The sequence below is a fragment of the Jannaschia sp. L-14R genome (assembly GCF_056857695.1).
In genome coordinates this window covers 321,877-334,660 of sequence record NZ_JBSXNP010000010.1, presented here as the reverse complement: position 1 = coordinate 334,660, position 12,784 = coordinate 321,877, and the positions used below count along the sequence as shown (strand labels likewise).

General features: G+C 60.7%; 11 protein-coding genes and 1 tRNA gene. 8 read left to right on the top strand and 4 right to left on the bottom strand.

Translation table 11 applies throughout. The annotated features are described in order from the left end of the window. Nucleotides 1-89: 89 nt before the first annotated feature. Together AC13C2_RS10000 and AC13C2_RS09995 are read right to left on the bottom strand one after the other, a co-directional pair. The gene (locus AC13C2_RS10000) at nucleotides 90-545 is read right to left on the bottom strand and encodes a disulfide bond formation protein B (RefSeq protein WP_474521928.1); all 456 of its coding nucleotides are present in this window, start codon (nucleotides 543-545) and stop codon (nucleotides 90-92) included. Beyond that, a complete protein-coding gene (locus AC13C2_RS09995; protein WP_092761472.1) occupies nucleotides 542-1,120 on the bottom strand; it encodes a YqaA family protein in 579 nt (192 codons plus the stop codon). Before AC13C2_RS09995 ends, AC13C2_RS10000 begins: the two co-directional genes overlap by 4 nt. A 69-nt stretch (nucleotides 1,121-1,189) precedes the next feature. Between AC13C2_RS09995 and ypfJ the strand changes: the two genes are divergently transcribed. From ypfJ to AC13C2_RS09970, 5 genes are all read left to right on the top strand, one after another. After that, a complete protein-coding gene (ypfJ, locus tag AC13C2_RS09990) occupies nucleotides 1,190-2,053 on the top strand; it encodes a KPN_02809 family neutral zinc metallopeptidase (protein WP_482886720.1) in 864 nt (287 codons plus the stop codon). A gap of 59 nt (nucleotides 2,054-2,112) precedes the next feature. Then, nucleotides 2,113-2,197 (top strand) — tRNA-Leu (locus AC13C2_RS09985). Nucleotides 2,198-3,018: 821 nt separating this feature from the next. Beyond that, on the top strand, nucleotides 3,019-6,195 hold the full coding sequence (locus AC13C2_RS09980; protein WP_482886719.1) for a Hint domain-containing protein: 3,177 nt from the start codon (nucleotides 3,019-3,021) through the stop codon (nucleotides 6,193-6,195). A 139-nt stretch (nucleotides 6,196-6,334) separates the two neighbouring features. Continuing rightward, the gene (locus AC13C2_RS09975) at nucleotides 6,335-6,766 is read left to right on the top strand and encodes a hypothetical protein (RefSeq protein WP_482886718.1); all 432 of its coding nucleotides are present in this window, start codon (nucleotides 6,335-6,337) and stop codon (nucleotides 6,764-6,766) included. Nucleotides 6,767-6,827: 61 nt separating this feature from the next. Continuing rightward, complete coding sequence (locus tag AC13C2_RS09970) at nucleotides 6,828-7,892, top strand: ABC transporter ATP-binding protein (protein ID WP_482886717.1); 1,065 nt, start codon at nucleotides 6,828-6,830, stop codon at nucleotides 7,890-7,892. 477 nt (nucleotides 7,893-8,369) lie between these two features. Here the strand turns inward: AC13C2_RS09970 and mepK are convergent, their stop codons facing one another. Beyond that, a complete protein-coding gene (mepK, locus tag AC13C2_RS09965) occupies nucleotides 8,370-8,927 on the bottom strand; it encodes a peptidoglycan L,D-endopeptidase MepK (RefSeq protein WP_092761467.1) in 558 nt (185 codons plus the stop codon). 405 nt (nucleotides 8,928-9,332) lie between these two features. Here mepK and lpxD point away from each other — a divergent pair, with 405 nt between their 5' ends. The 3 genes from lpxD to AC13C2_RS09950 are packed head-to-tail and all read left to right on the top strand — an operon-like array spanning nucleotide 9,333 to nucleotide 11,915. Next, entirely contained in the window at nucleotides 9,333-10,439 is a 1,107-nt protein-coding gene (gene lpxD / locus AC13C2_RS09960) for a UDP-3-O-(3-hydroxymyristoyl)glucosamine N-acyltransferase (protein ID WP_092761465.1), read from the top strand. Next, nucleotides 10,423-10,710, top strand: coding sequence for an acyl carrier protein (locus tag AC13C2_RS09955; RefSeq protein WP_092761463.1), 288 nt, complete (start codon nucleotides 10,423-10,425; stop codon nucleotides 10,708-10,710). Before lpxD ends, AC13C2_RS09955 begins: the two co-directional genes overlap by 17 nt. Beyond that, nucleotides 10,707-11,915 (top strand): beta-ketoacyl-[acyl-carrier-protein] synthase family protein, encoded by a 1,209-nt coding sequence (locus tag AC13C2_RS09950; protein ID WP_482886716.1) that lies wholly within the window; start codon nucleotides 10,707-10,709, stop codon nucleotides 11,913-11,915. Before AC13C2_RS09955 ends, AC13C2_RS09950 begins: the two co-directional genes overlap by 4 nt. A 55-nt stretch (nucleotides 11,916-11,970) precedes the next feature. Here the strand turns inward: AC13C2_RS09950 and AC13C2_RS09945 are convergent, their stop codons facing one another. Further along, entirely contained in the window at nucleotides 11,971-12,612 is a 642-nt protein-coding gene (locus tag AC13C2_RS09945; RefSeq protein WP_245737542.1) for an invasion associated locus B family protein, read from the bottom strand. Between the last annotated feature and the right edge of the window lie 172 nt (nucleotides 12,613-12,784).

Below are 12,784 nucleotides of genomic sequence, written 5' to 3'. Positions count from 1 at the left end.
CTCGGATCGGGTCTAGATATGGTTGAAGGTTCTTCTAGCACCCCCCGGATATAGGCTCAACGCCCTGAACCTCTCGAAGTGCCGAAACTTCAGGCACGCCGCGCCGCCATGATCCAGACCACCGCCAGCGCCAGGGAAAATACGCCGTTCCAGCCTGCCATCGTCAGGCCCAGTTGCCAGACGATATCGTCGCACATGATGATTGTGTCGGACACGTCGGTCGACAGAAGATCTGCACCCGAGAGCGACGACAACCCATCGCCGTTGCCGGTGCAACTGCCGGGTCCGGGCCACCAGCCCTGTTCGACGCCCGCGTGGAAAAACCCGATGGCACTTGTGGTCAGGGCCGCCAGTGCGGCCAGGCCCGCCATTGTCCGCGGGATGACACCGCTCAGAGCGATCAGTCCTGACACGATTGCAGCCGCGTGTGGCCAACGCTGCCAGATGCACATCGCACAGGGGGCATATCCCGCAAGCTGAAACAGAAATGCGCCACCCAGCAGCGTGATATGGCCCGAGGTGGCAAGCGCAATCAGGCGTTTCATATGAATTTCATCAGATAGACTGCGCCCACCAGCAAGACCATGAAAACGGTGAATACCAGGCCAAGCCGGCGTTCAATGAATGTGCGGATCGGCGCACCGAATTTCCACAGCAAAGCAGCCACCAGAAAGAACCGCAGCCCCCGTGCGACGATGCTGGCGACGATGAAGACCGGCAAGGATAGCTGCGTCGCACCAGACAATATGGTAATGACCTTATAGGGGAAGGGCGTGACCCCCGCGATCAGCACAGCCCAGGCGCCCCAGTCATTATACCTGGTGCGGAACACATCGAAACTGTCGGCCTTGCCCAGAGCGCGGAGGATCGGTTCGCCCAAGGCGTCGAAGGCGTAGAACCCGATGGCATATCCCAGCATCCCGCCCAGGACGCTCGCCACCGTGCAGACGCCAGCGATCAGCCAGGCCCGTGACGGTGCGGCGATGATCATGGGTATCAGCAGGATATCCGGCGGGATCGGGAAGACCGAGCTTTCGACGAAACTGACCAGAGCAAGAACCCACAAGGCCCTCGGGTGTGCAGCCCAGGAAAGGGTCCAGTCATACAGGCTTCGGATCATGGGCTTGCCGGTCCCATGGAACCGTCGCAGGGTCAAGTGCGATTGACAGGAAGAAAACGGAGGGCGGCGATGCGCTGGCAGGGACGACGGGGAAGCCGCAACATCGAGGACCGCCGTGGGCGGCGCAGCAGGGGTGGCCGCGTGGGCATGACCGGCGGGGCCGGGGGCTTGGGCCTGATAGCTGTCGTGCTGATTGGCTGGTATTTCGGGATCGACGTCTCACCGTTCTTGCAGGGCGGCGGCACACAGTCATCGGTGACGCAATCGCGTCCCATCTCGGAGGCCGAACAGCGCGAGGCGGAATTCGTGTCCGTCGTGCTGGCCGATACCGAGGAAGTCTGGGCGGACCTGTTCCGCACGCAGGTCGGCACGAATTACGATGCACCTACGCTGGTGTTGTTTTCAGGTGTAACGCAAAGTCCCTGCGGCGGGGCCTCAGGCGCGACGGGGCCATTCTATTGCCCGGCGGATCGCAAGGCGTATCTGGACACGTCGTTCTTCACGACACTGGAGCAGCAATTGGGCGCGGGGGGCGATTTTGCCGCCGCATATGTGATCGCCCACGAGGTTTCGCATCACGTTCAGAATGAATTGGGCATTCTGGGACAGGCGAACCGGATCAGGGCTCAATCGTCGGAGCAGCAGTCGAACGCCATTTCTGTCCGGGTGGAGCTTCAGGCAGATTGCTATTCAGGCATTTGGGCCCGCGAGGCGCAGGCACGTTTCAACAGTCTGGAGCGCGGTGATATCGAAGAAGCGGTCAATGCCGCCCGACAAATCGGCGACGACCGGCTTCAGCGCAGTCAGGGCAAGGTGCCGATGCCGCACACCTTTACGCATGGAACGTCCGAGCAGCGGGCGGGCTGGTTCGCCATAGGCTATGAGGAGGGTCGCATGGAGGCCTGCGATACGTTTTCGGCGCAGAGCCTCTAGCGCGACGATTGACGAGACGCGGATGGCCCGCTAGGGCTTCGCGCGCTGTCGCCTGATCGGCCCGTGTGGCGGAATTGGTAGACGCAGCGGATTCAAAATCCGCCGCCGCGAGGCTTGCCGGTTCGAGTCCGGCCACGGGTACCAGGCAACAGCATCCCCGATCGACACCGGCATCCGCCGGGTCGATCGAAGCTTCGGGGGATCAGACACTCCGAATACTTCGGATGTCAGGAAATTTGTCACAATTGTGGTTGCCGTGAAAGAAACAGACCATCTTTAGCCAATCCAAATCCTGCCATATTTCGATGCCAGATCGTCAACGATGCGAATGTGGCTGGCCGGTCGGCATGGGTGCCATAAGCTGCGGCCTACATCACTCAGGAAGGGCAGCATTGGCTGATCGCCCTGCGATGAAAGGGTGATTGCAACGAAGAGCCACATCTTATTGTTTCTGCTACGGAAACGTGATTCGAGAATTTTTCGGACATTTCCGGTCGCGACGTTCCCCGACATGACGCAATTGTGGCCAAGTAACCTAAATTGCGCCACATTTCGCTTTCCTCGATAGCAGTCAGTTGCTACACCGGAAGCACGCCCTTTGGGGGGTGATGTCTGCTGGCCACGGGGGCGGCCGCACTTGTGAGCATCCGTATGGATGCCGCCTGTAATGTGCGGGCGCATGCCTTTTGGGCTGCGCGCGGGTCTGCCGACCCTTCTGCATTTTTATAGCGGCTGACTGTCGGGAAAGTGCCTTCAGGTGCGTCCGCAATCTATGGTCCGCCCATCTCCTCACCTTCGGGAAAGTCGCAACTGGACCGGGTGGAGATGCCGTCATGATGACGTCGCCGAACTGCAAGCGCCAAGAAGGTGCCGTCACCCGGATTGCCTCGGTCCGTTTTCATTTTATCTCTGCCGATCTGCTGCGCGACCTGCGCGCCATGTCGCGGTATTAAGGAGTCACTGCCATGACCATTACCAGTCAAACCCTCATTGATTTCAACGATCAAAGTGCCGGGACGATCATAGACGGCCAGTATTCCAGCCAGGGCGTTACGATCGGCAGCATCAACAACGACGGGTCGGTGGACACGAAGAACCCGGCGATGATCTTCGATTCGTCCAAGCCGAGCGGCGGCGACTGGGATCTGAAGACTGATAACCTGGGCAAGGTTCTGATCCTGTCGGAAGATCGCGACAGCAGCGACCCGGACGACAATGCTTGCGGTGGCAAGTTCCTGTTCACCTTTGACAATGAAGTTACCGTCGACTCGATCACGCTGCTCGACGTTGAAGAAGGTGCCTGGATCAGGCTCTATGACGAAGATGGCAAGTTTCTGAAGAAGATCAGCGTCAAGACTGCCAACAATGGTCAGAAGGACGTTCAGATCGACACGCCCGGCGCGAAATACATGACGATTGAGCTGGCCGGGTCCGGCGCAGTCGACAACCTGAAGTTCACTCCTCAGATGCAGCCCGACGGTATCGTCAACGGTACTGAGGCGGGCGAGCTGATCGACCTGGCCTATATCGATGCACAGGGCGACCGGATCGACAATAACGACGCCCTGGGAGTCGAAGGCACCACGGGTGACGAGGATCTGGTTCTGGCCGGTGCGGGCAATGATACCGTCTACGCGGGCGTCGGCGACGATATCGTGCGCGGCGAGGCGGGCAATGACCGTCTGTTCGGCGAAGGCGGCGACGACACGCTCGAGGGCGGCGAGGGCAACGACACGATCTTCGGCGACGCTGGCAATGACAGCATCGACGGTGGCGAAGGTGACGATGTGCTGAAAGGTGGAGCCGGAAACGACACCATCTCGGGCGGCAACGGTCAGGACACGATCGACGGTGGCGAAGGTGATGACCTGATCGACGGTGGTCGCGACAACGATTCCATTCTGGGCGGTGACGGCAACGATACCCTGCGCGGTAACGGTGATGACGATACGCTGGACGGCGGCGCGGGCGACGACTCGGTTTCGGGCAGCGCCAATGACGACCTGATGTTCGGTGGCGCGGGCGACGACATTCTGTCTGGCTCCGGCGGCAACGATACGGTGGACGGCGGCGCGGGAGATGATTCCATCCGCGGCGGCAAGGGCGACGATCTGGTCGAAGGCGGTGCCGGAAACGATACGATATCGGGTGCCGACGGCGCCGATACGCTGTCGGGTGGCGATGATCGCGATGATTTCGTCAATGTCACCTCGGGCGACATGATCGACGGCGGCGAAGGCGGTGACGATTTCGACACGCTGGACCTGACCGGTGCGAATGCCGCGGTCGAATACGATGCCGACAATGCCGAGAACGGTACGATCTTCTTCCTGGATGACGATGGTACGCGGACGGGCGAGACCGCCAGGTTCATCAATATCGAGAACGTCATCGGCGCGGTCGATACACGTGACGGCATCGTCGAAGGCACGTCAGGCGACGACAAGATCGACGATGGTTACGACGGTGATCCTGATGGCGATTTCGTCGACAACAACGATGCGCTGCTGGATGGCGAAGTGGGCGACGACGACATCATCGTTGCGGGTGCTGGCAATGACACGATCCTTGCCGGTGAAGGCAACGACGAAGTCGATGCGGGCGAGGGCGACGATGTCGTAGATGCCGGAAACGGCGACGATCTGGTCGATGGTGGTGCCGGTGCCGACAAGATCGACGGGAAAGATGGCCAGGATACGCTCAATGGCGGCGATGGAAACGACACTATTTCAGGTGGCGGCGGCGACGACGTGATCGACGGTGGTAAGGGTGATGACAGCATCTCGGGCAGCGCCAACGACGATTTGATCACCGGCGGCTATGGTAACGACACCATACAGGGCGCGGGCGGAACCGATACGATCGATGGCGGCAAGGGAAATGACAAGATCCTTGGTGGCAAAGGTGACGATAGCATTGCCGGTGGCGATGACGATGACACCATTCGCGGCGGTGACGGGACCGATACGCTCGATGGCGGTGAAGGTAACGACGATATCATGGGCGGTACCGGCAACGACTTCATTACCGGCGGATACGGCAACGACACCATCTCGGGCGGCGGTGGCAACGATACCATCGACGGCGGCAAGGGCGATGATACCATTTCAGGCAGCGCCAACGAAGATTCGATCCTTGGGGGCCGCGGCAACGACACCATTCAGGGTGCCGGTGGCAATGACACCATCAAGGGCGAAGACGGTGATGACAGCATCTTCGGCGGCAAGGGTGACGACGAGATCGGTGGCGGCGATGGTGATGACCTAATCACCGGCGGCGACGGCGTAGACTGGATCAAGGGCGGAGACGGTGCGGACACCATCTCGGGTGATGACGGCGCCGACATGATCGCCGCTGGCGACGATCGCGATTTGATCCTTGGCGCAACCACCGGCGACATGATCGACGGCGGTTCGGGCAGTGATGATTTCGACACTCTGGACCTGACCGGATCGGACGTGGCCTTCATCACCTATACCTCCGACGACCGCGAAGACGGCATCATCACCTTCCGCGATGACACGACCGCGCAGTTCGAAGACATCGAAGCGGTCGTTCCCTGTTTCACGCCGGGCACCCTGATCGCCACGCCGAAGGGCGAAGTTCCTGTGGAATCACTGGAGGTCGGCGACAGGGTTATCACCCGCGACAATGGCATCCAGGTGATCCGTTGGACCGGAAAGCGTAAAATCGCTGCTACCGAGCTGAGCGAAAACAGCGCGTTGCGTGCCGTTCTGGTCCGAAAAGGCGCGTTGGGTCATGGGTTGCCCGAACGGGATATGATCGTGTCGCCGCAGCACCGCGTCCTGATCGCGAATGACGAAACCATGCTCTACTTTGATGAGCGCGAAGTTCTAGTTGCGGCCAAGCATCTGGTCGGACGCCCCGGCGTCGAACGGATGGATGCGGTGGACGTTACCTATATCCACATCATGTTCGACAATCACGAGGTCATCCTGTCTGACGGGGCCTGGACCGAAAGTTTCCAGCCCGGTGATCACTCCCTCAAAGGTCTGGGCAAGGCGCAGCGCGAGGAGATATTCGCGATCTTCCCCGAGTTGCGCGAACGGGAAGGCCGCGAGGGATATTCCGCCGCGCGACGGATGCTCAAGCGTCAGGAAGCGGAACTGCTACTTAAATGATGTCATCCTGATTGGCCGCGCCCTTAATGGAGTGGCCATTTCGACGGAGCGGGGCGCGCTGAACTGCGGGCCCCGTAACCGTTTGTAGCGGTCGGTTTTCGTGATAAGTCGCCCTTCTGAGGTAACGCGCGGAGGCGACATGCAGCGCTGGCATTTCTACGTCATGGGATTGATCTCGCTGGGATACGGACTCGTCTCCCTGGCAGAATACGTGATGGTGTCCTACGGACTCCAAATGGGGTGGCTGGATATGTATCCGCCCGAGCAGATCGACTGGCTCGCCGGGGTGCCGGCCTGGGTCCAGGGTGTCTGGGGGGCGCATGTCGCGCTGGCCCTGATCGGGTCACTGTGTCTGTTGGCACATCTGCGTCCTGCAGTATGGATGACGGCGTTCGCGTTTCTGACGCTTGTCGTGCTGGCGGTCTGGGCAGCGTTTTTTGCAAACCCCACGATCATCGCGCTGGTCGGCGGTGGCGTCATGCCATGGGTGACGATGGGTCTTGTCATACTGCTCAGCTTCCTGATTTATCTTTATACCCGGCAGGAAAAGCAGGTCGGCGAGGTTCTCTGATCCGCTTTACCCCTTGCAATTCGGCTGTTAGGCACGCCTGACTTTAATGCTCGGGTATTCAATGACGCCACGCCTGCAGACCGAAGGACTGGTCCGCCACCTGGGCGGGCGCAACGTCGTCGATGGTATTTCTCTGTCGGTTCCGGCAGGGCAGGTGACCTGTCTTCTGGGCCCCTCGGGCTGTGGCAAGTCGACGACATTGCGGATTATCGCGGGAGTCGACCGGCAGGATGCCGGAACGGTCCGGTTGAACGGCGAGATCGTGGCCGATGCCCGCACTCATGTTCCGCCCGAGGCGCGGGGCGTGGGTCTGATGTTCCAGGACTTCGCCCTGTTCCCGCATCTTTCAGTCGCCCGCAACATCGGGTTCGGTTTGCCACGCGATGCGGTGTCGGCCGCCCGGATCGCCGAATTGCTGACCCGCATTGATCTGGTCGGGTATGATGACAAGCATCCGCACGAGCTGTCAGGTGGCGAGCAACAGCGTGTGGCCCTTGCCCGCGCGCTGGCACCGCGACCGAAGATCATGCTTATGGATGAGCCTTTCTCGGGGCTCGACAATCGTCTGCGCGATGAGATTCGGGACGCGACCCTGTCCGTCCTGAAGGAGGAAGGGACCGCCGTTCTTCTGGTCACGCACGAGCCGGACGAAGCCATGCGGATGGCCGATGAAATCGCGCTGATGCGGGACGGGCGGATCGTGCAACAGGCCGCACCCTATAATATCTACAATGCTCCCATTGATCGGGAAGCAGCGGCATTTTTCAGTGATATCAATGTTCTATCTGGCGAAGTTTACGGCGCATTGACGGATACGCCATTTGGTCAGTTCCTGGCCCCCGGTCTGCCGGATGGGACTGCCGTCGACATCGTGTTCCGGCCCCAGCATGTGCGCATCGATTTCGACCGGGCGGGCAAGGGACCGTCGCCGACTCCTGCGGAGGGGGCGCCCGCGCGCGGAACGGTTCTGCGCGCAAGATTCATGGGCAAAGAAAGCCTGGTGGAATTTCTGATGGACGACGCGACCAGCCGCGTCACGGCCACGGTGCCCGCTGTGTTCCTGCCGAAGCCTGGAACGGTGATGTGGCTGTCGATTCGACGGGATCGCTGTTTCGTGTTTCCATAACTGGATTAAGATCGGGACCTTTTAACCTGTCAGGGCTTCATCTGAATTCGTCCCGGCAGCCGCCTCCAAATGGCAAAGTATCCTGAGCTGGAGCGTTACTTCGTAATCTCGCGTTCATGGCCCGACGGATATGCGTGCCAGCACTACGGTATATGCGGTGGCCAGTTCCTCGAACGCTTCAACGACCCGTCTGAAGTGTCCGAATTTGCCGGGTATCGCGCGACCGAAGTTCGCAGAAGACTGATTGCCCGATCTGAAGGTGCAGCACGTCGCAGCCAAATTGAGGTGAGATATGTGACCGCCTGTGCCATGCCGTCACGTCGCGGTCTGCCAAAACATGGAGCATAATGAACCACGGATCATATGTTTTTAGGAAATCCTGCCCACAAGGACGGAACCTGACACATATAACCCGAGAAAGCCACCCCGGGGCAACAGGGCGGCTGATCGTTTAGCAGAAGAAAATCGGAGAAGCTGTCAGGCACCCCAATTGCGGACGGAGCCGCAATCAACATGCGTGAAGTTCGACCGTGAATATTTTCCCACACCGCCCGCGGAGATGGATGCGGCCGCACGCGAAACCTGATTGACGGACCGCGAAGACAGACGGATATCTGCGGCCTGGCACTTCAGGTGAAGAGAGTTGCGCGCGACACCGCTGGACCGCGATCGCAGCATCGCGTTCGTCGCGGGCGAGCGATAGCCCGACAGAAGAAGGAACGGTTCACGCGTATCGACCAGACGATGGGTCGCGGAGATGATATCGACGGCGCGGTTGTCGATCGGCTTGACCTCATTCCGGCGCCAGTCGCGGAAGAAAAAGCTGATTTCAGCAAGGGCATCGCGGACATAATCGCCCTCGACCCAATAGATCGTCTCCATGCTTTCGCCGGTACGGGCGTTGTGCATTTTAATGGATCGGATGTCGCCGCCGCCACGCAGAAACCCTGCAGCTTTGGAATATGTTGGCGCAGCAGCGACCGCAGTCGCAGCAAAAGCGCCGAGAAGTCCGCGTCTGGTTAAAGAAATCGGCATCGAAGATGCCTGCACGCCCGTTGAGGTGTGTTCATTCACGATAATTGCCCCATTCACTGTCTTGGACCGTCTTTGCGGCCTCAGGTGTCTCATCCCCATGTGACCTCGTCGGTGTGGCATAATTTTTTCGATTCTCCACTTCTGATGACACCTGCACAGCCAATAAGCAGAATTTCGCCCATCGGTGATCGGGATGGAACCTTTTCGAGTCCTGTTGCCAACCTGCCTACAAGCACTTTCTTTGGAAATAATGAATGAACCCGGAAAATCCTGACTGCATTAATTATCCGGACGATCCCTGCGCATGCAGCGAGCTGACTGCGCGGCGCGAGGCCGGGGTGGAATTGGGCGCGTTGCAGGGTTAGATCGGCGTCGAAAGGGGCACGCCACCCCAGGAGGACCGCCATGTTCACGCTTGCACACATCGCCGAAGTTCTGGGCCAGCCGGTTCTCGGGGATGGATCGCTGACCCTGCATCGTGCCGCAGAACCCGCTGTGGCCGGACCGGACGATCTTGCCCTTGCGATGTCACCTGACTACGCCGATGCGTTGAACGCCGGTCAGGCCCGAGCCGCGATCCTGTGGGATGGCGCGGATTGGGAAAGTTTCGGCCTGCGCGGAGCTATTCTGGTGCCACGCGCCCGGCTGGCGATGGCTGGGGTCACCGCCGCGCTGGATAGTGGACCACGCATGAACATCGGCGTGCATCCCTCTGCCATTGTTGAAAAAGATGCGATCATCGGCGAGGGTGCGGCCATCGGGCCTCTCGCTGTCATCGGTGCGGGTGTCCGCATCGGTGCACGGGCCCGCATCGCGGCGCATGTCACCATCGCGGAAGACGCGTTGATCGGCGACGACGTGTTGTTGATGTCAGGTGTCCGCATCGGATCGCGGGTAAACATCGGCGACCGGTTCATCGCACAGCCCAATGCCGTGATCGGCGGTGACGGTTTCAGTTTTGTCACGCCCGAGGAGTCGGGGGTCGAGCGCGCCCGAAAGACGCTCGGAGATCAGGGCGATATAAGCGAACAGCGCTGGATCCGCATCCATTCCTTGGGATCGGTGACCATCGGCGACGATGTCGAGGTCGGCGCAAACTCTGCCATCGACAAGGGAACGGTAGCGGATACCACCATCGGACGCGGTACCAAGATCGATAACCATGTCCAGATCGGCCACAACAACCGGATCGGAGAAGATTGCCTGCTGTGCGGTCACGTCGGCATTGCGGGTGGCACGACGATCGGCAACCGGGTGGTACTGGCGGGCAAGGTGGGGGTCAACGACAACATCACGATCGGCAACGACGTGGTCGCGGGGGGGGGCAGCGACATCTATTCGCGTGTCCGCGACGGCGAAGTCGTCATGGGCTCTCCTGCGGTGAAGATGGAAACGAACATGGCGATGTATCGTGCCCTGCGCCGTTTGCCGCGCGCATTGGAACAACTGGCCAGCCTTCGTGCAATTGTCATGAAAAAGGGGCTAGGGGACGGGAATGACGACAAAACATGACATCCGGGCGCGCGTCCATGAAATCGTGGCGGATCAGGCGATGATCGACACGACGGACGTCAGCGACGCCTCGGTTCCGGCCGATCTGGGCGTTGATTCCATGGGGTTGGTCGAAGCCATTTTCGCCATCGAGGAGGCGTTCGACATCCAGGTTCCGTTCAATGCCAACGAACCTGCCAAGTCCGACTTCGACGTCTCCTCCGTGGGCGCGATCGTGGAGGCGGTGACCCGTCTGGTGTGCGAGCAACGCGGGGTGACCGACCCCTCATGAGGCGGGTCGTCATCACTGGCGCGGGCACCATCAACGCTTTGGGCATCGATGTGGCGTCGACCATGGCCGCCATGCGTGAGGGTCATTGCGCAATTGGTGACCTCGATATCCGCGATGCCGACCGCCTGACCATCCGCATCGGCGCGCAGGTCAGGGACTATGATGAGAGTGCGCATTTCAATCGCCAGCAGATCGCGCTGTTCGACCGGTACACGCAATTCGCTTTGCTGGCAGCGGGACAGGCGCTGGCACAGTCGGGGCTTGCGTTTTCGGGCGAGCTTGCGGCGCGGTCCGGTGTCATTCTCGGCACGTCCGGCGGTGGTCTGAACACCCAGGATGAGAATTACCGCGTCGTCTACGAAGAGGGTAAGAACCGCGTCCACCCCTTCGTCGTGCCCAAGCTGATGAACAACGCCGCCGCCGCGCATCTGTCGATGGAATACAACCTCAAAGGTCCGTCCTTTACCGTGGCGACGGCCTGCGCCTCTTCGAACCATGCCATCGGGCAGGCATTCCAGTTCGTCCGTTCCGGCATGGCCGACGTCATGGTGACCGGCGGGGCCGAGGCGATGCTTTGCTTCGGCGGGGTCAAGGCGTGGGAAGGTCTGCGCGTAATGTCGCGTGATACCTGCCGCCCGTTTTGCGCCACCCGGTCAGGCATGGTCCAGGGCGAGGGGGCGGGGATCTTCGTTCTGGAAGAATACGGACGGGCGCGGGCGCGGGGCGCGGAAATTCTGGCTGAAGTCGCGGGTGTGGCGATGACGTCCGACGCGTCGGACATTGTCATGCCCTCCCGTCAGGGTGCCGAGCGGGCGATGGCGGGGGCGTTGCGCGACGCGAGCATGACCCCGTCGGACATCGGGTATATCAACGCGCACGGCACAGGCACGGCAGTAAACGACAAGACTGAAAGCGCCGCTGTCGCCCATGTATTCGGCCCCCATGCGGACCGTCTCGCCATCAGTTCCACCAAGTCGATGCACGGCCATTGCATCGGCGCGACAGGGGCGATCGAACTTCTGGCCTGTATCATGGCGCTGCGCGACGGGGTGATCCCGCCCACGGCGAACTGGCGGGAACCCGATCCGGAATGCGCGCTGGACATCGTGCCGAACACGGCACGGGAGGCAGTGGTGCGGGCCAGCCTGTCGAATGCCTTTGCATTTGGCGGCATGAATGCGGTGCTGGCGCTGCGCGCTGTCTGATCGACGAAAAGGGCGCCCCGAAGGACGCCCTTTCAGGAATTGGATTCGGAACGGGTCAGTTGTCGTTCGCCACTTCGATTGCCGCCATACCGGCAGTGAATCCAATCAGTGACATCGTCAGTTCGGCCCGCTGGTCAGGCGCCAGGGCAGGGACGACAATAAGCGTGGCCTTGGCACCGCGTTTGAAGGCGGCGATATCTTCGGCGGTGAAGCCCATCCTGCTGTAGCAACCCGTGGTGTCGCAGAAGCTGTAGGGATAGCGGCGCGGCTGGCCGCCATCGACGGTCATCGTGACCTGCGCCGTCAACAGCGTCTGCAGCGGTGTCAGCACCGTGGCCCCGGCGACGATCTCGTTGCCATCGGGCAGATCGAAGAAGTTCACGTCGGCTGTCGGGTTGCCCTGCTGATCGGCCAGACGCTGATACAGCTGGCAAGGGTCGTCCTGTCCTTCGGGCGCTTTCAGGCAGCGGATTTCCCAGTCGCCATGCTCTTCGCGCACATATATTTCGGGTCCGCCGCCAAGGGCCTGACCAACGCTCTGGCCGGTGGTCAGATCTCCACCCGGAGACGTCGGCGCCGGCGTCTCGTCGGCTGTGTCACCTGCGGCATCCTGGGCAGAAGCGGGCGATGCGAAGGTAAGGGCAAGGGCCAGCGCGGCAACGAGTGCGGAATGCGGGCGGATCAGTGCTATGGTCACGTTCAACTCTCCTCGTGAGGTCATTTCCGAAGCTGACTTAGCATGCGCCACCGCAAAGGTGCAGGGGGCTTCGACGACTTCCGGCGATCAAAAGCCGCCGCCGGGCCAACTTCCAGCGAGGCAAAGAAAAAGGGTCTGTGAACAGACCCTTTTTCATTTTATTTTTTCTCTC